The sequence below is a fragment of the Nonomuraea helvata genome (assembly GCF_039535785.1).
Lineage (GTDB): Bacteria > Actinomycetota > Actinomycetes > Streptosporangiales > Streptosporangiaceae > Nonomuraea > Nonomuraea helvata.
In genome coordinates, this window is sequence record NZ_BAAAXV010000011.1 from 166,933 (window position 1) to 186,810 (window position 19,878).

Genomic DNA, 19,878 nt, shown 5'->3' on the forward strand with positions numbered 1-19,878 from the left:
GCCGGGCCACCCCTTCCACGGGGCGGCCCGGCGTCCGTGCGTTTCACACGTCTCGGCTGATGTCTCGGTGGATGGTGAGGAAGAGCGAGTACGCCTGGCCGCCCGGATCCGGCTGCCGCTCGCGGAACTCGTCGAACAGCTCCTCCAACCGCCGGCGCAGCTCCGCGTGCCCCTCCTCGGTGAGCCTGAGCCCCAGCCTGGTGAGATTCGCCTCCTCGAGATCGACGAGCCGGACCTCCTCCAGGAACGCGTCCAGCATCGCCGCCCTGCTCCCTGTCACGCCGCTCTCGCGGACGTCCATCTCCCAGGACTTGCCGGTGGCCCGGTAGGGGATCTCGGTGGAGCCGCGCGGCCCCGGACGGCTGGGCTCGGCCGCGAGGAACCCCGTCTCGACCAGTTTGCGCACGTGGTGGAGCGTGGTGGCGGGGTTCGCGTCGAGGCGGCCGGCGATCTCCTTGTTGGTGAGCGCCTGGTCGAGGCAGAGCCGCAGGATGCGCAGTCGTACGGCTGAGGCGAGCGCGCGGGCCTCGGCCTCGGTGGCGGGGCGGCGTTTGGTGCCCATGGACCGCCAGCCTATAACCGGTTGATTTTTCTCAATGGGTCATGGATGCTGTGGCGGGTGAGCCTGCTCCGCGATCGTGACTTCCGTCTGCTGTTCCTCGCCGACACCGCCAGCCAGGCGGGCAGCCAGATCCTCCTGCTGGCCCTGCCGCTGGTGGCCGTGTTGGCGCTGCGGGCCTCGGAGGTCGAGGTGGGCGTGCTGGCGGCGTGCCAGACGCTGGCGTTCGTGGTGATCGGGCTGCCTGCCGGGGCTCTCGTCGACCGGCTGCGCAAGCGCGTGGTGATGGTGGTCGCCGACTGGGCGCGGGCGCTGGCGCTGGCCTCCGTGCCGGTGGCGTGGTGGCTGGACGTGCTCTCCATCTACCAGCTGTACGCGGTGGCGGTCGTGCTGGGCGTGTTCACCGTGTTCTTCGACGTCGCGTACCAGAGCTACCTGCCCCGCCTGGTCGAGCGCGAGCGGCTCGTCGAGGGCAACTCCACGCTGGAGATCGTCCGTACGGTGGCGCAGGTCGGCGGGCCCAGCGCGGGCGGCTACCTGATCCAGCTCCTCACCGCGCCCTTCGCGCTGGTCGCCACGGTGGCCGGGTTCGCTTGGTCGGCGCTGTGCCTTGGCACGATCCGCAGGCGCGAGGCCCGGCAGGAGGCGCGCCGCGCCCGCCTGGGCACGGAGATCGCCGAAGGCGTCAGGTTCGTGCTCGGCCACCCGCTGCTGCGACGCATCGCGGGCTGCACCGCCACCGCGAACCTGTTCGTGTCCGTCTCCCAGCCGATGATCCTGCTCCTCCTGGCCAGGGAGCTCGGCCTGGACGCGGGCGCGATCGGGCTGCTCATGGCCGCGGGCGGGTTCGGCGGGATCGCCGGCGCGCTGGCCAACGCCAGGATCGCCAGGCGGCTCGGGCAGGGGCCGGCAATGTGGCTGGGCATCGCCGTGCCGGCGCCGCTGGCGTTCGTGCTGCCGTGGATGGAGGCCGACTGGCGGCTCGGGCTCTTCGCGCTGTACGAGTTCAGCACCGGGGCCGGGGTGGTGCTGTACAACGTCACGCAGCTCAGCTTCCGCCAGGCCATCACGCCCGAGCCGCTGCTCGGCCGGATGAACGCCACCATGCGCTTCCTCGTCTGGGGCACCCTGCCGCTGGGCGGGCTGATCGGCGGCGCGCTGGGCGGGGCGATCGGGGTGCGCGACACGCTCATGGTCGCCGCGATCGGATCCTGCCTGGCGTTCCTGTGGCTGATCACTTCACCCCTGCGTACGATGCGTGAGCTGCCCGCCAGTAGTCACACCCTGGTGTAGGTAAGGTCTGCTCCTGGCTTTATCGGCGCGCATCCTGGGCGCGGACGTGCCAGTCTTGAACACGTGTTGTCCGACCGCCCCACCAAGCTCGTGCCGCCCGCGCTCGCCAAGATGGCCGCGTGGTGCGTGTGCCTGATCCTCGTCGGCGTGGTCGTCTACTTCTTCGCGCAGATCATCGCCCGGCTCACGTTCGTGGCGCTGCCCGTGGCGATCGCGCTGCTGCTGACCGCGCTGCTGTTCCCGCTGACCAACAGCCTTCGCCAGGCGGGCATGCGGCCCATCTACGCCACCTGGATCACCATGCTGGTGGCCCTGGCCATCCTCGTCGGCACGGGGTGGCTGGTCGGGGCGCGGGCCAGCGACGAGTTCCCCAACCTGGTCCAGCAGGTGCAGGCGACCGCGAGGTCGGTCCAGGACTGGCTGATCACGGGCCCGATCCACCTCAAAGAGGCGCAGATCACGAGCTACGTCGACGAGATCGCCAATATGGTCAACCAGCAGCGCACCGCCATCACCGGCACCGTGCTGACGGCCGGGGCGGTCGCCTTCGAGGTGCTCGCCTCCATCGTGCTGCTGCTGTTCGTGACGTTCTTCCTGCTCAAGGACGGCGACCGGATCTGGTCGTGGATCCTGAGGGGGTTCGGCGAGGTCGCGCCGCGCGTGGACCGGGCCGGGCGGGCCGCCTGGGCGACGCTCTCCCACTACGTGCAGGGCACGGTCGCCGTGGCCGCCGTGCACGGGCTGATCATGGGCATCGTGCTGGCGGGCATGGGCGTGCCGCTGTGGGCGCCGCTGGCCGTGCTGATCTTCTTCGCCAGCTTCATCCCCATCGTCGGCATCTTCTTCGCCGGTACGATCGCCACCCTCGTCACCCTGGGCGCCAAGGGCCTCGTCTACGCGCTGATCTTCCTGGGCATCCTCATCGTCGAGCAGCAGCTGGAGAACCACGTGCTCCAGCCCTTGATCGTAGGGCGGGCGCTCAACTTCCACCCGCTGGCGATCATCCTCGTGCTGGCCATCGGCGGCATCCTCGCGGGCATCGCGGGGGCCGCGGTGGCGGTGCCGGTGGCCGCGGTGATCTACCGGGCACTGCCTGAGCTCCGGCACAAACCCCCCGCCCTGCCACCGCCGCCCCATGAACACGCCCCTCCTGGGGAAGGGGGCGGCGAGGGCGGCGCACCTCCTGCGGGCGAGGCCGGTGAGCCGGGCGAGGAGAAGAACGCGAACGCCCCTGCCCGCCGCGAGGACGGCCGCGGGGTGGACACGGAGTAACCTCGTCACCCGTGACTCGTTCCTCCCTCACCGCCCCGCCGCCGCCCGGCATCCCCGTTCGCATGGGCACGACACTCCACCTGGGTGCCTGGTGCAACGGCATCACGGGCGGAAAGGCGTACCTTGAGGCTGAGAGGCGCATCGGCGCCCCCGACGAACACCAGGACTACGAGGTGACCCTTTGAGCGACGTCGAGGTCCTCATCCACCGGCTCGACGCGGAGCTGCCGATGCCCTCCTACGCCCATCCGGGAGACGCGGGCGCCGACCTCTACGCGGCCGAGGACGTCGAGCTGCTGCCCGGCGAGCGAGCCGTGGTCGGCACGGGGGTCGCGATCGCCCTGCCCGACGGCTACGCCGCGTTCGTGCACCCGCGCTCGGGGCTGGCGGCCAGGCATGGTGTCACGCTGGTCAACGCGCCCGGCACCGTGGACGCGGGATACCGCGGCGAGATCAAGGTGACGCTCATCAACACCGACGCCAAGGAGCCGTTCCGCCTCCAGCGCGGTGACCGCGTGGCGCAGCTCGTGGTCCAGCGCGTGGAGCGCGCGGCCTTCTACGAGGTCGAGCGGCTGCCGGGTTCGGTGCGCGGCGCCAACGGGTTCGGATCGACAGGACGATGATCAATGGGCCGCGCTGACGGTCCCGCGAGCAAGGAGAGTGAGGAACGTGTTCCGACGTCGCCGTCGTGAGCAGCCGGAACAGGTGGCCGAGCAGGAGCCTGCCGCCCCCGTGCGAGAGTACGGCCCGTGGGACGCCGACGAGCCCCACCCGGAGAGCGACAGGATCGACCTCGGCGGCCTGCGGCTGCCGCACAACCCCGACTTCGACGTACGCCTGGCCTCCGTCGGAGACCAGCACGTCGGCGTCGTCGTCCTCTACGAGGAGAGCTCGCTGCAGCTGCAGGCGCTGGCGGCGCCACGGAGCTCGGGCCTGTGGGACGAGGTCAAGACCAAGATCGTGTCGCAGGCCAAGCATCTGGAGGAGCAGGAAGGCCCGTTCGGCAGGGAGCTGGCCGGAGAGATGAGGGTGGAGAGCACCACCCGTCCCGCCCGTTACATCGGCGTCGACGGGCCCCGCTGGTTCCTGCTCGCGGTGATCTCCGGCCCGGCGGCGCTCGACGAGACGGTCGCGGCGCCGTACATAGACTTCTTGAAGGACGTCGTGGTGGTACGCGGCGACGAGCCGATGGCCCGCGAGGAGCCGATTCCGCTGCGCCGCCCCAACGAGCAGACGAGCGAGAAATCGGACGAGCGGCCCGGGCTCAACCCGTTCAAGCGGGGGCCGGAAATAAGCGAGATTCGCTAAGGGCTGACATCGCGCCGACATCACATAGGCTGATTCATCATGAGTACGGCAGAGCCTCCGAAACGCGGGGGATTGCGCGGGTTCTTCAGTCGGCTGGCCTCACCCCAGTCCGAGATCGAGGCCCAGGAACTTCGGGAAGACGCCGACGAGGTGGGCGCGACCCCCATCGTCTCGTGCGGCGGGCGCCGGCGCTTCTGCGTAGCCGGTACGCTACGTACAGTCACACTGCGCCCGAGGGGCGGCGCTCCCGCTCTCGAGGCCGAGCTGTACGACGGGTCCGACGTGATCGACCTCGTCTGGCTCGGCCGCCGCAAGATCGCAGGCATCGAGCCCGGTCGCACGGTCAAGGCCGAGGGCCTGGTCAGCGTCCAGGACGGGCGCAAGGTGATGTTCAATCCGCGTTACGAGCTGCGCCCAGGGAGTTGACACGTGAGTGCTGAGGCGGAAGAGGTCGCCCACGACACCGTTGAAGCGGCGGTGCGAGCCCAGCTCGCCAAGGCGTTCGGCGGTGTGCGCGGCATCATCGAGGCGGCGATCCCGACGATCGCGTTCACGCTCTGCTGGGTCCTCACCGAGGACCTGAAGACGTCGCTCATCGTCAGCGTCTCGCTGTCGGTGGTGCTGCTGCTGGTCAGGATCGTGCAGCGGTCCACGCCGCAGTTCGTGATCAACAGCCTGATCGGCATCGCGATCGGCGCGTTCTTCGCCAGCCGCACCGGTGACGCGAAAGACTACTTCCTGCCCGGCATCCTGTGGAACGCCGGTTACATGGTGGCGATGCTGCTGTCGATCGTCGCCCGCTGGCCGGTGGTGGGCTTCCTGATCGGCTCGGTCACGGGCGACCCGACCGCCTGGCACAAGGACCCGGGCATCGTGCGGCTCTGCACCAAGCTGACCTGGATGCTCATGTTGCCATGCGCGGTCCGGGTGGCCGTGCAGGCACCGGTGTACTTGTTCGGAGGCGGCGACCAAGCGGTCGCCGCCCTCGGTTTCGCGAAGATCGTCATGGGCTGGCCCCTGCAGGTGGCCGCCCTCGCCGCCATGCTCTGGGTCCTGGGCCGCGGCCGCACCCCGATCAAGCCGGTGGCCCCGGCCTGACGTCGGTCATGCTTCGATCATGGCCGTAGGCTGCTGCGGGTGAGCATCATGCAGGTTCCAGGATCGAAGTCCATCACCGCCCGCGCCCTGTTCCTCGCCGCCGCCGCGCGCGGCACCACGCTGCTGCGGCGGCCGCTGGTCTCGGACGACACGGAAGGGTTCGCCGGGGGACTGGAGACCCTGGGCTACCGGGTGGAGCGCGACCCCCGGGCATGGACGATCGAGGGCCGTCCCGAGGGGCCGCCCGCCGCCGAGGCCGAGGTGTTCTGCCGCGACGGCGCCACGACCGCACGCTTCCTGCCCGCGCTCGCGGCCGCCGGGCAGGGCGTCTTCCGGTTCGACGCCTCCGCCCAGATGCGCCGCCGCCCGCTCGGCCCGCTCACACAGGCGCTGCGAGAGCTCGGGGTCGACCTGGTCCACGAGGGGCAGGAGGGGCACCATCCGCTGACCGTACGCGCCCGGGGGATCAAGGGCGGGCGGATCACGCTGGACGCGGGGCTCTCCTCGCAGTTCCTCACCGCGCTGCTGCTCGTCGGGCCGCTCACGGCCGAAGGGCTGCACATCACCGTGACGGACCTCGTCTCGGCGCCGTACGTGGAGATCACCCTGGCGCTGATGCGCCGCTTCGGCGTCGAGGTCGAGCGCGCGGGCGACACCTTCCACGTGCCGCCCCGGCCGTACGCGGCCACCGACTACACCATCGAGCCGGACGCCTCCACGGCGAGCTACCCCCTGGCCGCCGCCGCACTCACCGGCCACAGCGTCACCATCCCAGGTCTGGGCTCGGCCTCGCTCCAGGGCGACGTGCGCTTCGCCGAGGTGCTCGGGCGGATGGGCGCGACGGTGGAACTGCGGCCCGACGCGGTGACCGTGACCGGCAACGGCCGCCTGCGCGGCCTCACCGTGAACATGCGCGACATCTCCGACACCGTCCCCACGCTCGCCGCCATCGCCCCGTTCGCGGACGGGCCGGTGCGCATCGAGGACGTCTACAACATGCGGATCAAGGAGTGCGACCGCCTGGACGCCTGCGCCGAGAACCTGAGCCGCCTAGGGGTGCCCGTACGCACCGGGCGTGACTGGATCGAGATCCACCCGGCCTCGCCTCGCGCGGCCGAGATCGCATGCCACGGGGACCACCGGATCGCCATGGCGTTCAGCGTCACCGGAGTGCGGACGCCGGGCATCACGCTGGACGACGCTGGATGCGTGCGGAAGACGTTCCCCGGCTTCCACCAGGCCCTGGCCGATCTGCGGGCGGGCTGGGCGCTCTGACAGCGCGCCGATCATCGGCGTGGCAGAACGCTCAGGGGCCATGCGGCAGAACGCCCACGCTTATGCGTTCAGCAGCGGTGACGTGACGAGCCATGACGGGGGTCGAGGAAGAACTGCTCAGGAATTAGCGGTAGCGACGCCATGATTCATGTCGATTACATCTTGTGACGGTTGAGTTCCTGACGGACGATCAAGCGGCGGAGTGTGGATGCTTCGCGGGTGAGCCGACGCAGGCGGAGCTGGAGCGATTCTTCCTTTGCCCGCCAGCAGGAGCGGGCTTGCGGCAGGTGCGGGCTCCATCCGCCGATCCCGAAGAGGACTAGCCATGGCCATCTTGTCCCACAGCGCGCGCCGTCAACACCGTCTTTGGCCCGATCGGGGCTTGCTGTGAAGGCCACACGGGCGGTAGCGCGCGTCATCGCGGTGGCGGTACTGACGGTGACTCTCGGGGTGGCGATCAACCAGATCCTCAACGGCGCCACCGTGCAGCCGCTCTGGCTCGTCGCGGGCTTGTCACTGGCGGCGCTGGTCGAAGCGCTGCAGCAGTGGCTGACCCGGCGGGACGCGGCCGCCAACGCCGTCAAGCCGGTGCTCTGGCCGGAGCTGGCCGACCGGGCCGGCCGTCCCAAGGCGTTGAGGGAGATCACCCCGCGCGAGCTGGGGGTACACGCCAACCGGTTCACCGCCGATCAGCAGCTGCCCTACATCCCTCGCGACATCGACGCCGTGCTACGAGAGGCGCTGGCCGGCGACAAGCGCCTGATCGTCGTTCGCGGGCCACGGCTCGCCGGCTGCACCGCCACGCTGGCTCACGCAGTGCTCACGTACCTACCTGGCCACTACCGGATCATGGCCTTTCACGACGACCCCCGCCTGCAGGTCCAGCAGATGGTCGAGCATGCCGCCCACCTGGCAGCCGTCGCCAAGGCGGGCGGAGCGGTGCTGTGGCTGGACGGCCTGCCCGCGGAGCGGGCCGGGGAACTGGCGAACCTCTTGGAAGAGACAATGCCGGATGGCTTGTGGATAGCGGTCACGCTCACCCGCGGACCTGATGACGAGCAGCCTCCAGGCGCCCGTATGGGCACCTTCCTCGACCAGCACGCAGTTCAGGTCGACCTTGACGCGATCAGATCGGCCGAACGCCGCGCGCTGCTCGACAGTGACACCTACGCGGAACTGCATCCGGTCCTGGCCGAAGGGCATGACGTACTGATGGGGCGGCTGATGGTCTCCTGGGAGGAGATCCGCCGAGCCCTGAGGCGCGAGGGTGAGGAGTCCACCGACCGGGTCGCGCTGCTGCACGCCGTCACCGACTGGTACCGGCTACGGCTGGACGTCCACCGGTTGCTCACCTCTGACGCTTTGAAGCACCTGTTCGCGCAGTACCGGCGGGAAGTCGCCGACCTGCCACCGGATGCGCCGCTCCCTGTCACGGGTCGGCGCGCCGCGTTGACTTGGGCTATGGCCGCCGACAGCCCGGTTCGGCCGCGGCTGATATATCAGCAGGACACCGGCTCCGGCCGCCGTTACGCCCCCCACCCCCTCCTGCCACTGCTCGCCGATGACCCGTCCGAGCAGAACAGCTGGCCTGTCCACGAAGCGCTATGGACCTACGCCGACCAGCACTTCGAAGGTGATCAGCGCCGCGACATCGGCTATGCGGCCCTACAACGGCAGGCTTACCGTACGGCGATCACGCTTCTCGACCACGCCGATGCCGACATACACATGGAGGCGATGTTCCAGATCGCCGAGTGGCTCTACTCAGTTGAGGACTGGCCTGCAGCACGTCATTGGTTACACAAAGCCAGTCTCACTGGCCACCCCGATGAGGCGCCCAGAGCGATGGTCAGCCTTGGAGCGCTGGAGCTGCAGCAGGGGAATCTGGCTGAGGCCCGGCGGTGGTGCCAGGAGGCGATCGCCACCGGTCACCCCGATCAGGCACCCACGGCGATGGTCGCCCTTGGGGTGCTGGAGGTGGAGCAGGGCGATCTGGCCGAGGCCCGGCGGTGGTGTCGGGAGGCGATCGCTACCGGCCACCTTGATGCGGCACCTGTGGCGATGCGTAATCTCGGGTTGCTGGAGGAGAAGCAGGGCGATCAGGCCGAGGCCCGGCGCTGGTACAGCGAAGCGATCGCCAGCGGCCACCCCGATGCGGCACCTTTGGGGATGGCCAATGTCGGGATGCTGGAGGAGAAGCAGGGCGTTCTGGTGGCGGCGCGGCGCTGGTACGGCGAAGCGATCGCCAGCGGCCACCCCGATGCGGCACCCACGGCGATGCGCTGTCTCGGGTTGCTGGAGGAGCATCAGGGGGATCTGGTGGCGGCGCGGCGCTGGTACGGCGAAGCGATCGCCAGCGGCCACCCCGATGAGGCGCCCACGGCGATGGTCAATCTCGGGGTGCTGGAGGAGCAGCAGGGCGTTCTGGCCGAGGCGCGGCGCTGGTACGGCGAAGCGATCGCTACCGGTCACCCCGATGAGGCACCCAGGGCGATGCGTAACTTGGGGTGGCTGGAGGAGCAGCAGGGCGATCTGGCCGAGGCCCGCCGCTGGTACCGCGAAGCGATCGCCAGCGGCCATCCCGACCAGGCACCCAAGGCGATGCGTAACTTCGGGTGGCTGGAGCTGCAGCGGGGGGATCTGGATGCGGCGCGGCGCTGGTTTGGCGAAGCGGTCGCTACCGGTCACCCCGATGAGGCACCCAGGGCGATGCGTAACTTGGGGTGGCTGGAGGAGCAGCAGGGCGATCTGGCGGCGGCGCGGCGCTGGTACGGCGAAGCGATCGCCAGTGGCCACCCCGACCAGGCACCTCCAGCGATGGTCAATCTCGGGGTGCTGGAGGAGCAGCTGGGCGATCTGGCGGCGGCGCGGCGCTGGTACGGCGAAGCGATCGCTGCCGGTCATCCCGACGAGGTACCCACGGCGATGCGCTGTCTCGGGTTGTTGGAGGAGCAGCTGGGCGATGTGGCGGCGGCGCGGCGCTGGTATGGCGAAGCGATCGCCACGGGACACCTCGACGAGGCACCCAAGGGGATGCGTAACCTCGGGGTGCTGGAGGAACAGCAGGGGGATCTGGCGGCGGCGCGGCGCTGGTATGGCGAAGCGATCGCTACCGGTCACCCCGAGGAGGCACCCAAGGCGATGGTCAACCTCGGGATATTGCAGAAGAAGCAGGGCGATCAGGCCGAGGCCCGGCGCTGGTACGGCGAAGCGATCGCCACCGGTCACCCCGACGAGGCACCCACGGCGATGCGCTGTCTCGGGTTGCTGGAGGAGCAGCTGGGCGATGTGGCGGCGGCGCGGCGCTGGTATGGCGAAGCCATCGCCACTGGACACCCCGAGGAGGCACCCAAGGCGATGGTCAACCTCGGGGTGCTGGAGGATCTGCAGAAGGATCTGGTCGAGGCCCGGCGCTGGTACGGCGAAGCCATCGCCACTGGACACCCCGACGAGGCGCCTGTGGCGATGGTCAATCTCGGGATACTGCAGAAGCAACTGGGCGATCTGGTGGCAGCCCAGCGCTGGTACGGCGAAGCGATCGCTACCGGTCACCCCGACCAGGCGCCTGTGGCGATGGTCAATCTCGGGATACTGCAGAAGCAACTGGGCGATCTGGTGGCAGCCCAGCGCTGGTATGGCGAGGCCATCGCCAGCGGCCACCCCGACGAGGCACCCAAGGCGATGCGCTGTCTCGGGTTGTTGGAGGAGCAGCTGGGCGATGTGGCGGCGGCCCGGCGCTGGTATGGCGAAGCGATCGCTACCGGTCACCCCGATGAGGCGCCCACGGCGATGGTCAATCTCGGAGTGCTGGAGGAGCATCAGGGCAATCTGGCCGAGGCCCGGCGCTGGTACGGCGAAGCGATCGCCACCGGCCACCCCAGCATGCAAGCGGACGCGAAAGAACGACTCCGAGACCTTGATCGCCGCCAGAAAGAATTGCGGCGGGCGAACTGGTACGCCAAATACGGCTACCTGGCCTACGCCGACCCATCGATGATGCGCCAGCAGCCCGCGTCACACCCCGAGCAACCACACGAGGAAGAAGGACCGCTGCCGCAGTAAATGCCGCATGTATGGCGGCAGCTCCGATACGGGCATCAATGCGCACGTCACCCAGCCTGGACCGGCTGGGAGCGAGATTCCGCGCGGGGTTCGTCCTCTATACCGGGGAAGAGACACTGAAGGCCTTAGCCAATCGCGTCCTTCTGAAAGCTCGGCAGCACCCCCGATCCATGGATCCCGCGCCAGGGCTGCGCGGAGACCACCGGATCGCCATGTCCTTCAGCGTCGACAGACTGCGTACGCCAGGCAGCACGCTGGAAGAGCCTGGACGTGTGAAGAAGACATGCCCTGGCTTCCACCAGGCCCTGGCCGACCGGCGGGCGCGCTGGGCGCTCTCGTGGCGCCCCGATCGTCGGCAAAGACTTCCGGCGCAATCTCTTACACAGGTGATCCACTTGCGCGGGTACGAAAGGCGGCGAACGATCAATTCACGCCGTACCGGGGGGCCACCATGTACAGAAGCGCCATCATGACCGTGACCGCTGTAGGCCTGCTCCTGTCAGCCGGGCCCGCGATAGCCGATGACGACTGGGCCGGGCCGGATCCGGCTTTGTGCGGAGGGAGCGCGGAGGCGATGCGGGGCATCGACGTGTTCTTCATGCCGGAGGGGGTCTTCCTTGTGCCGCAGAGGGTCGCCACGTCCTGCGCTGACACGAATGACCCGCACACCGCCCATTCGACCAACTGAGCGCCGGCTGCCGTAGGTGGGCCCTCGCACATCTTCTTCAGGCAGTTCAGGCTCGAGCCACACCCCACCTCACCCAGGAACGGGTGCCCGCTTTCCAGCCCAAACCCACTCGATACGCTCCGCCTCTCAGCCGGGGAAAGGCGATGTCTTCGTGGGGGCTTTCACATCGGAGGCTCGCAGGTCAGATCATCGGACGTAGTTCTCGGTCCTCGTCACCAACTGATCGACCGAGGTGACGCGCCCCATACGGTGCCGAGGATGTCGCGGCAGTCGATCAGACCCAGCTGGCGGGAGTCCTGCGAGCGTGTTGTGTTGTCCCCGGCCACCGCGACCTGCCCGGCCGGCACGTGTGACACGCCCGGCAGCGCTGGGACGAGCCAGCCCGGCAGCGGGTCGCCGGTGACCGCGACGACCCGCTTGATCCGATGCGGCAACTGCTCGTCCACCACCCGGAACACGATCACCTCGCCGCGCCGAGGGTCCCGGCGCAGCCGCCGCGCGAACAGGCGCTGGCCGTCCCGCAGGGTGGGCGACATGCTGTTGCCCTGCACGATCACCCTCATCCACCCGATCATCGCACCCTCGCATCCTGGTAGCCGTCGGCCTGGAGGCGGAACAGCCGGGCGTACTCGCCGCCCGCGTCCATCAGTTCGTCGTGACTGCCCCGCTCGGCGATCCGGCCGTCGACAAGCGTGACGATCAGTTCCGCGCCGCGCAGCGCGGACATCCGATGGGAGATCAGCAGCCGGGTACGGCCCTCGGCGTGCCGGCGCAGGGTGCTGTGCACGCGGTGCTCACCCTCGGCGTCCAGCCCCGAGGTCGGCTCGTCGAGCACGATCAGCTCGGCGTCGGTGCGCATCAGGCAGCGGGCCAGGGCCACCCGCTGCCACTGCCCGCCGGACAGCGTCACACCGGTCCGATCGCCGTCGTCGGTGTGTGTCCTGGACAGCACGGTGTCGTAGCCGTTGGGCAGTGCCGCCACCGTGTCGTCGGCACGTGCCGCCCGCGCGGCCGCGACGATCCGCGACCGGTCGTCGAGGTGGTGGACCTGCCCGATGCCGATGTTCTCGGCCGCGGTCAGGTCGTAGGTCATGAACTCCTGGAACACCACACCGATCCGCGCGCGCAGTGCCGCGACGTCCAGCTCGCGGATGTCCACGCCACCCCAGGTGATCGTGCCGCGCTGCGGGTCGTAGAACCGGCACAGCAGTTTCACCAGTGTGCTCTTGCCCGCGCCGTTGACGCCGACGAGTCCCACGGCGGCGCCGGCGGGGATGGTCAGGTTCACCCCGCGCAGCACCCACGGACCACCCTCGCCGTAGCGGAACCAGACGTCCCGCAACTCGATGGTCGCCGGTGAAGGCGGCGTTCCCGTACCGGCCCGCAGGTCGTCTTCGGTGTCGAGGACGTCGAGGTAGTGCCCGAACAGCCGCACCGCGCGGCCGGCCTCGCCGAGTTGGAGCACCACGGCGGACAGCCCGGTCTGCACGCCGGCCACCGCACCGAGGAACAGCACCAAGTCGCCGACCGACGAGCCACCGGTGACGACGTTCGTGGCGACCACGACCGTGCCTATCCCGGTGACCACGGCGCCGAGCAGCGCGAGCCCGCTCTGCACCAGTGTGCCCCTGCGTGCCGCGGACAGCCGTGCGTGCGAGACCGACGCCAGCGACTCGATCATCCTGGTGTGCAGCAGCGTGCCGAGGCCGAACAGCCGGATCTCCTTGGCGGCACGCACATCGGTGAGCAGTGCCCGGTAGAACAGGCGGCGTCGGTCGGTGGCCACCCAGGCCTCCTCGGTGGCCGCCTCGCGCCGCGCGGTCGCCAGCCTGGCGAGCACGGCGACCAGCACCGATGCGAGCAGCAGCAGGGTCATCGGCGGCCATACCACCAGCAACGCACCCGCGAAGCCGGTGAGCAGCACCAGTGAGCGGACCAGCTCCTGCGCGAACTGCGAGACTGTGCCGGGCGCTTCCTGCGCGGCCTGCTCGGCGAGCCGCAGCCGGTCGTGGAACGCGGGATCTTCGATGTGCCGCAGTCCCGGCAGGGTGGCGACCCGCTGGAACAGCCGGCTCTCCACGGTCAGCGTGACCCGGTGCCGGACCACTTCACCGAGGTGGCCGGCGAGGTAGAGCAGGGCGATGGCGAGCCCGCCGGCGATCGCCGAGGCGATGGCGAGGAACACCGCCCGGCCCGTGCTCGCCACACCCGAGGTGAGCTCGTCGACCAGCAGCCTCGTCAGCCATGCCCCGGTCGCGGGCGCGGCACCCGCGACCACGGTGAGCGTCAGAGTGGTGGTGGCGGTCAACGGCGCGGACCGGAACGGCAGCGCGAGCGCCGCCACGCCCACGCGGAAGGCCGATCGGGTCATGCCACCTTCGCCGGGGCGCCGGTGGCGTCCGCGAAGTCGTCGAGCCGGCTGCCGGACGCGGTCACCACGCCGCTGTGCGTGTGCAGCAGCGCCGGGAACGCGACGACCTCGAACGCGGTCAGCACGGGGTCGTCGACGCCGATCACCGCGACCCGGCCGAGGACACCGAGCTTGGCGACCAGTTGCGCGGTGGCCTCGGGGGCGGCCGGGTCACCGTCCACGATGGACACGAACCGGGCGGCCGGCGGGGCGGTGACGAGCGCGTCGGACAGCATCCGGCACGGCCCGCAGCCGACCTGGAAGAACCCGACCTGGACCGGGCCGTCGAGGTCGGCCTCGGTGATCGTGGCGCCGTCGGTGTCGGTGACCGAGAACGGGCGGACGACCGTGCCGGGCCTCGGCACATGCGTGTTGCGGGCAGGGGCGCTGCCGTGCTGTTGCAGCTCGCGGACCCTGGCGACCAGCGCGAACGTGAACAGCAGGTGCACCGCAACAACGACAGCAACCAGGACGACGGCGGTGGTGAGAAGGATCAACGCTTCCTCCCGGTGGGAACGAGGAGGAACGCGACGTCCTCCCAGCGGGTCGTGAGCAGGCCGAGGAACGCTCCGGTGACCAGGGCGACCAGCGTGGCCTGAGCGGACGTGGGCACGCCACCGGCGAGCGCACCGATGACGGCGACGGCGACCAGCAGGCCGTTGCGGACGAGGTGCTGCGGGCCGAGCAGGCCACCGCCCGCGCCGAAGCACTGGCAGCGCACGAACTGCCTGGCGAGGACCGCACGGGCGATGACGGCACAGAACACGATGAGGAGCACGGCCGCGAGGGCGTAACCGGCCAGCCGCGTGCCGGGGACGGCGAGCAGCACCACGGTGGCGGCCTCCCCCGCGACGACCGCGCCGGCGGCCGGCCCGGCGGACAGCCACCGTGGCCCGATCGCCGCGACCGAGTCGCGGAACTCGGCGAACCCCTGCCGGGAACGCGTCTTCCCGACGACCGCCGCGAAGAAGACGACGGCGAGCAGCACGCGAGCAAGCAGGTCGAGCACGGCAGCCTCCGGGCCGATACGGTGGCCGGCGGGGCGCGAGGTGGCGTCCCCGCCGGCCGCTCCGGTCAGTGTGTGGTCAGCAGGTGGACACCCTCTCGGTGCAGATGCCGTAGCAGTTGTAGCGATAACCCCTCTTGCAACATACGCCGTGCTCCGGCACACATGCACCGGCTTCCACCTTCGGCAGCACCATCCCGACGAGCCGCTCTCCCGCTCGCTGCACGATTCGCTTCATTCCAACTCCTTCCGTGACCAACATCGCGGACACCGACCAGAAGATCAGTGATCTCGACGCCACGGCCACGGCAAGTGCCGCATCGTCCGCTTTGGCCAGAACACCGTACTTTTGCCTCCTCTGGCTGGCATCGACAAAGCTGCCCTGAATTTGATCAAGAGTCAAGATCCTTGATCAATGAAGATCTAAAGGCCTGTACGGAGCTGAGATCAGAGGAATTCGCGTGTGCGCCGGTCTCCGAGCGGGGTGATGCGCCGCAGTTCATCCCGCTGCTGGAGGCCATCCGGGTGGCTCGCCTGGGCCCTGGCCGGCCGTGTACCCCGGCCGATCCGGTTGCATGGCGACAAGGCCTACTCCTCGCGCGCCAACCGGGCCTACCTGCGCCGCCACCGGATCGATGAGATGCGCGAGATCGGTGACGGTTGGACCTGGATCGTGCGCGGTGTCACGCGGTCGCAGCGGCCTGAGTGCGAACCCCTCGACAAGGTTCATCGCCCCAGTTCAGAAGGCACTTTCGTATTTCCTCGCCGCTTCCGGCCTCATCTCTACCGAAACGGCGAGGTTAGTCGCCGAGGATCCGCTCCCACAGCAGCCCGTCCCGCCAGCCCCCGTCGAGAAAGATCGAGGAGTGCGCGACGCCGTACGGGCTGAACCCGTTGCGGCGCAGCACCCGCTGCGACGGCAGATTCTCCAGATTGGTGGACGCCTCGGCGCGGTGCAACCCGAGTTCGTCCGTCATCACCCGGAGTACAAGCCCGACGGCGTGCCCGGCGTGCCCTTGATTCTGGGCGACGCTGGCGATCCAGTATCCGACGGAGCCGCGGCGCAGATGCGGCTGCGGCAGGATGTTTCCGACGGTGATCTGCCCGATCACCTGGTCGTCGGCGAGCACCACTCCCGGCCAGACCGAGCCGGCCCGGTATCCGGCCAGCAGGCTGTCGATCCGCGCCGCCTGGCCCTCCGGGGTGAAGAAGTCGGCCGGCTGGGCCGGTTCCCACGGTCGGAAAGCCTCGAAGTCCCGCACCCGATGCGCAGCTATCGGGGCGGCGTCGGTGGGCTCGATCAGGCGGATCCTGGTGCTGCTACGCATGGGCTGATCCTCGTCGCGGTGCGTCGGATGAGATGGCAGCCTATGCGAGGGCGCTCGCGGGCATCAGGCCTCCGTCTCGCATAGTGAGGCGCTCATGGAGGCCGCCGAGGCGTCTTGCGTGATGAGTACTTCTGCCCACACCGTTCTGCCGCCAAGCGCGTCGTCGTGTACGCCCCAGCGGATCGCTGTCTCGCCGACTATGTGCAGGCCCCGCCCCGAGCACTCCGTATCACTTGGCTGACGCATACGTGGCACCGTCAGCCCTCCTTGATCGATCACGTCAATGCGGGCCATGGCGTCACCGATCTGCCGGACGGCCACGGTGATCAACCCGCCTGTCAGTCCCGAGACGGTGTGCAAGATGGCGTTCCCCACCAGTTCGCTGACTATGAGCAGGGCGTCGTCGACGCACCGATGGCCCGCTGCCTTGAGAATGCCCCTGACGCAGTGACGAGCTGCGGATACCGAACGACGCTCGCCCGGGAACACCAACTCGGCCAGGAACTCTTCGTTCATAACGTCGCCTCCTCAGTTCCGTCCGGTTGTACGCGGGTCGCGATCTCGGGCCTGGGCGGGTCGGATCTGTCGTGTTCGACTCGTCACTGGATGTAATCGAAGCTTGACGCCATCCGCTGGCCTCTGCAAGTGAAACTGCAAATTTGCATCGGCGTTCTCTCTGGGACTTCTGGTGCAGAGGAAGAGCACGTGCGGAACACTAGAGAGCCACGTGCTTGAAGGAGGGCCCGACGATGGCTGGTGGGCGAGGCCCCACTCTCCGCCGACGCAGACTCGCGGGAGAACTCCGCCTTCTACGCGAGCGCTCCGGACTCACCGGAGAGCAGGTAGGAGAGCGGCTCGGATGGTCCGTCAGCAAGGTAAGCCGCATCGAGACAGCACAAGTCGGGGTGCGGACCGGTGACCTCACGGCGCTCTGCGACCTCTACGAGGTGCCAGCCGCAAAACGTGAGGCGCTCCACGAGCTTGCGCGGACAGCCATGCGGCGTGGTTGGTGGGAAACGTATGAGTCGATCTCGACCGACTACGCGAACTACATCGGCCTCGAATCCGAGGCCGCCGACATCAGGTGCTTCTCGCAAACCCTCATCCACGGACTGCTGCAAACAGAGGACTACGCACGTGCCGTCATCCGGGCGACTCTCATGCCGTTTGCGCCCGCTTCCGAAGTTGACCGCCGGGTTGAGATCCGTATGACCCGCCAGAAGATCCTCTGCCGGGACAACCCACTTGGTATCTGGATGGTCCTGGATGAAGCAGCGCTCAAACGTCTGGTCGGCGGCTCGGAGGTGATGAAAGCCCAGTGCGAGTCGTTGATCCGGATGTCAGAGTTGCCCAACGTCACGATCCAGATCCTCACCTGCTCCGTCGGCGCCCATCCCGGCGCCAACACCCCGTTCTCGATCCTGTCGTTTCCTGAGGTGTACGACCCTGACGTGGTCTACATCGAGACCATGACGAGTAGCCTGTGGATCGAGGATGACAGTGAGGTTCACTCCTATAGCCTCGCCTTTGACCAAGTGCGTGCGATGGCGCTCAGCCCAGACGACTCGGCAGAGTTGATCTCAGAAATGGTTGGACGCCTGTAGATGGAAGAGGACCAGCAAGCCATGCACATGAATCCAATCGACCCCTCCACCCTCACCTGGCGGAAGAGTCGGCGCAGTGACGGAGGCAACGGCTGTGTGGAGGTCGCGGTGGCCGATGCCGCACCGGCCGATGCTCCTCACAAGGCCGAGCGAGGACCTCTTGTGCTCTTTCGCGACAGCGAGAACCCGGCAGGACCCGTTCTGGCCTTTACCCGCTCTGAGCTTGAAGCGTTCTTCGGAGGGATCAAGGACGGGGAGTTCGACGATCTCATTTAGCCTCCGTCAGTGAGGCTGAGGGCCGCTGCCTCCTGGTCAAAGGTGATTACGCGGTCCCTGCCATCAGCGACTCTCCCTAACCGGCTATCTCGGCGGACTGCCGTGTTTCCGGCAGGGCTTCTGGTCAGAGCACTAGGCAGCGGGGTGGAGGCCGGCGAGTGAAGCGAGCGGGTTTCGGGTGGGCTCCAGCAGGCCCACCCGGTAACCAGGCAACGGGTGGGGGCGGCGAGCGGAGCGAGCGGGGTTGTCCGGGGGGTCGAAGGGGCGGAGCCCCTGGGAGGCAGGGCCCGAGTGTTCGCATGGCGCATAGCGCCCCCAATGCGAGGACCTTGCCTTTGGCCCCAGGGCTCCGTGGCGTTCCGGCTAGTGCTGGGAGAGGAGGTGGGCGAGTTCCTGCTCGACCTCCTGATTGGCCACGAACAGCAGTTCGTCCCCCGCCTCCAGCGGGTCGTCCGCCGTCGGTACCAGGACCCGGCCCTCCCTGAGGATCGCCACCAGGGCGGCGTCCACCGGCCAGGGGACGGAGCCCGCTCGCTGGCCCACGACCGGCGCGTCCTCCGCCAGCGTGAGCTCCACCAGGTTGGCCTGGCCCTGGCGGAAGGTCATCAGGCGGACGAGGTCGCCGACGCTGACCGCCTCCTCCACCAGCGCGCTCAGCAGGCGCGGGGTGGAGACGGCCACGTCCACGCCCCACGACTCGTTGAAGAGCCACTCGTTGTTGGGGTGGTTGATGCGGGCCACCACGCGCGGCACGCCGTACTCGGTCTTGGCCAGCAGGGAGACGACCAGGTTGACCTTGTCGTCGCCGGAGGAGGCGACCACGACGTGGCAGTTGTTGAGCCCGGCCTCGTCCAGGGAGGCGATCTCGCAGGCGTCGGCGAGCAGCCACTCGGCGCGCGGCACGCTGTCGATCTTGATGGCTCGGGGGTCGATGTCGATGAGCAGGACCTCGTGGCCGTTCTCCAGGAGCTCGGCGGCGATGGAGCGGCCGACGGCGCCTGCGCCGGCGATGGCGACGCGCATCACTCCTCCTCTTCCGGTGCCGCGGCGAGCACCTTGTTGACGCGGTCCATGTCGTTCTCCGCGGCGATCACGTGCAGCACGTCGCCCTCCTGCACCACGGAGTCGTCCGTGATGGTCAGGGCCTCGCCCATGCGGTTGATGAAGGCGACGCGCGTGCGTACGCGTGATTCGAGGTCGACGACGCGGGTGCCGATCCAGTCGGAGTGCGCGGTGACCTCGGCCAGGATGACGGTGCCCGTGGGGTCGCGCCAGAGGGGCTCGGCGCCCTCGGGCAGGATGCGCCGCATGATCTGGTCGGCCGTCCAGCGGACGGTCGCCACCGTGGGGATGCCCAGCCGCTGGTAGACCTCGGCCCGGCGGGGGTCGTAGATGCGGGCGACCACGTTGTCCACGCCGAACGTCTCGCGGGCCACGCGGGCGGAGATGATGTTGGAGTTGTCGCCGCTGGAGACCGCGACGTACGCGGCGGCGGACTCGATGCCGGCCTCGGTGAGCACGTCGCGATCGAAGCCGATGCCGGTCACCCGCCGCCCCCGGAATCCGGCGCGCAGCCGCCGAAACGCCTGCGGGTCGCGGTCGATGATGGCGACGGAATGGCCGCTGTCTTCGAGGATGTGGGCGAGAGTCGAGCCGACCCGGCCACACCCCATGATCACTATATGCATTTCCCCCCGCAT

The 19,878-nt window shown here is 69.0% G+C and carries 22 protein-coding genes; 12 read left to right on the top strand and 10 right to left on the bottom strand.

Features of this window, described 5'->3' with window-relative positions; translation table 11 throughout:
• Positions 1-43 precede the first annotated feature (43 nt).
• Positions 44-562 carry an ArsR/SmtB family transcription factor gene (locus ABD830_RS48675; protein WP_345002405.1) on the bottom strand — a complete coding sequence of 173 codons (519 nt, stop codon included), beginning with the start codon at positions 560-562 and terminating at the stop codon, positions 44-46.
• 57 nt (positions 563-619) lie between these two features.
• Between ABD830_RS48675 and ABD830_RS48680 the strand changes: the two genes are divergently transcribed.
• The 10 genes from ABD830_RS48680 to ABD830_RS48725 all read left to right on the top strand — a co-directional run bounded on the left by ABD830_RS48680 (position 620) and on the right by ABD830_RS48725 (position 11,554).
• Entirely contained in the window at positions 620-1,852 is a 1,233-nt protein-coding gene (locus tag ABD830_RS48680) for an MFS transporter (protein ID WP_345002406.1), read from the top strand.
• Positions 1,853-1,915: 63 nt separating this feature from the next.
• Positions 1,916-3,124 (top strand): AI-2E family transporter, encoded by a 1,209-nt coding sequence (locus ABD830_RS48685; RefSeq protein ID WP_345002407.1) that lies wholly within the window; start codon positions 1,916-1,918, stop codon positions 3,122-3,124.
• Between the two features lie 11 nt (positions 3,125-3,135).
• Positions 3,136-3,309, top strand: coding sequence for a hypothetical protein (locus ABD830_RS48690; RefSeq protein WP_345002408.1), 174 nt, complete (start codon positions 3,136-3,138; stop codon positions 3,307-3,309).
• On the top strand, positions 3,306-3,746 hold the full coding sequence (gene dut / locus ABD830_RS48695) for a dUTP diphosphatase (protein ID WP_345002409.1): 441 nt from the start codon (positions 3,306-3,308) through the stop codon (positions 3,744-3,746). The genes ABD830_RS48690 and dut overlap by 4 nt, the downstream gene beginning before the upstream one ends.
• Positions 3,747-3,792: 46 nt before the next feature.
• Positions 3,793-4,431, top strand: a complete 639-nt coding sequence (locus ABD830_RS48700; RefSeq protein ID WP_345002410.1) for a DUF3710 domain-containing protein — start codon at positions 3,793-3,795, stop codon at positions 4,429-4,431.
• A gap of 39 nt (positions 4,432-4,470) precedes the next feature.
• Entirely contained in the window at positions 4,471-4,857 is a 387-nt protein-coding gene (locus ABD830_RS48705) for an OB-fold nucleic acid binding domain-containing protein (RefSeq protein WP_345002411.1), read from the top strand.
• A 3-nt stretch (positions 4,858-4,860) separates the two neighbouring features.
• Positions 4,861-5,529, top strand: coding sequence for a DUF3159 domain-containing protein (locus ABD830_RS48710; protein WP_345002412.1), 669 nt, complete (start codon positions 4,861-4,863; stop codon positions 5,527-5,529).
• Positions 5,530-5,577: 48 nt separating this feature from the next.
• Positions 5,578-6,804: a 3-phosphoshikimate 1-carboxyvinyltransferase gene (aroA, locus tag ABD830_RS48715; protein ID WP_345002665.1), complete on the top strand. Its 1,227-nt coding sequence runs from the start codon at positions 5,578-5,580 to the stop codon at positions 6,802-6,804.
• Positions 6,805-7,191: 387 nt separating this feature from the next.
• Positions 7,192-10,866, top strand: a complete 3,675-nt coding sequence (locus tag ABD830_RS48720; protein ID WP_345002413.1) for a tetratricopeptide repeat protein — start codon at positions 7,192-7,194, stop codon at positions 10,864-10,866.
• 469 nt (positions 10,867-11,335) lie between these two features.
• A complete protein-coding gene (locus ABD830_RS48725) occupies positions 11,336-11,554 on the top strand; it encodes a hypothetical protein (RefSeq protein ID WP_345002414.1) in 219 nt (72 codons plus the stop codon).
• 212 nt (positions 11,555-11,766) lie between these two features.
• Here ABD830_RS48725 and ABD830_RS48730 read toward each other — a convergent pair whose 3' ends face one another.
• The 7 genes from ABD830_RS48730 to ABD830_RS48760 all read right to left on the bottom strand — a co-directional run bounded on the left by ABD830_RS48730 (position 11,767) and on the right by ABD830_RS48760 (position 16,814).
• Positions 11,767-12,117: a S26 family signal peptidase gene (locus tag ABD830_RS48730; protein ID WP_345002415.1), complete on the bottom strand. Its 351-nt coding sequence runs from the start codon at positions 12,115-12,117 to the stop codon at positions 11,767-11,769.
• Between the two features lie 8 nt (positions 12,118-12,125).
• Positions 12,126-13,925, bottom strand: coding sequence for an ABC transporter ATP-binding protein (locus tag ABD830_RS48735; RefSeq protein ID WP_345002416.1), 1,800 nt, complete (start codon positions 13,923-13,925; stop codon positions 12,126-12,128).
• Positions 13,922-14,461, bottom strand: coding sequence for a TlpA family protein disulfide reductase (locus tag ABD830_RS48740; RefSeq protein WP_345002417.1), 540 nt, complete (start codon positions 14,459-14,461; stop codon positions 13,922-13,924). Before ABD830_RS48740 ends, ABD830_RS48735 begins: the two co-directional genes overlap by 4 nt.
• On the bottom strand, positions 14,458-14,973 hold the full coding sequence (locus tag ABD830_RS48745; protein ID WP_345002418.1) for a MauE/DoxX family redox-associated membrane protein: 516 nt from the start codon (positions 14,971-14,973) through the stop codon (positions 14,458-14,460). Before ABD830_RS48745 ends, ABD830_RS48740 begins: the two co-directional genes overlap by 4 nt.
• Before the next feature lie 76 nt (positions 14,974-15,049).
• A complete protein-coding gene (locus ABD830_RS48750) occupies positions 15,050-15,373 on the bottom strand; it encodes a hypothetical protein (RefSeq protein WP_345002419.1) in 324 nt (107 codons plus the stop codon).
• A 397-nt stretch (positions 15,374-15,770) separates the two neighbouring features.
• Positions 15,771-16,298: a GNAT family N-acetyltransferase gene (locus ABD830_RS48755; RefSeq protein ID WP_345002420.1), complete on the bottom strand. Its 528-nt coding sequence runs from the start codon at positions 16,296-16,298 to the stop codon at positions 15,771-15,773.
• A 63-nt stretch (positions 16,299-16,361) separates the two neighbouring features.
• On the bottom strand, positions 16,362-16,814 hold the full coding sequence (locus ABD830_RS48760; protein ID WP_345002421.1) for an ATP-binding protein: 453 nt from the start codon (positions 16,812-16,814) through the stop codon (positions 16,362-16,364).
• 233 nt (positions 16,815-17,047) lie between these two features.
• On the opposite strand from ABD830_RS48760, the gene ABD830_RS48765 reads away from it, so the two are divergent.
• Together ABD830_RS48765 and ABD830_RS48770 are read left to right on the top strand one after the other, a co-directional pair.
• Positions 17,048-17,902 (top strand): helix-turn-helix domain-containing protein, encoded by an 855-nt coding sequence (locus ABD830_RS48765; RefSeq protein ID WP_345002422.1) that lies wholly within the window; start codon positions 17,048-17,050, stop codon positions 17,900-17,902.
• Entirely contained in the window at positions 17,903-18,178 is a 276-nt protein-coding gene (locus ABD830_RS48770; protein WP_345002423.1) for a DUF397 domain-containing protein, read from the top strand. It abuts the gene before it with no gap.
• 363 nt (positions 18,179-18,541) lie between these two features.
• Here the strand turns inward: ABD830_RS48770 and ABD830_RS48775 are convergent, their stop codons facing one another.
• The gene (locus tag ABD830_RS48775; protein ID WP_345002424.1) at positions 18,542-19,201 is read right to left on the bottom strand and encodes a potassium channel family protein; all 660 of its coding nucleotides are present in this window, start codon (positions 19,199-19,201) and stop codon (positions 18,542-18,544) included.
• On the bottom strand, positions 19,201-19,866 hold the full coding sequence (locus ABD830_RS48780) for a potassium channel family protein (protein ID WP_345002425.1): 666 nt from the start codon (positions 19,864-19,866) through the stop codon (positions 19,201-19,203). The genes ABD830_RS48775 and ABD830_RS48780 overlap by 1 nt, the downstream gene beginning before the upstream one ends.
• Between the last annotated feature and the right edge of the window lie 12 nt (positions 19,867-19,878).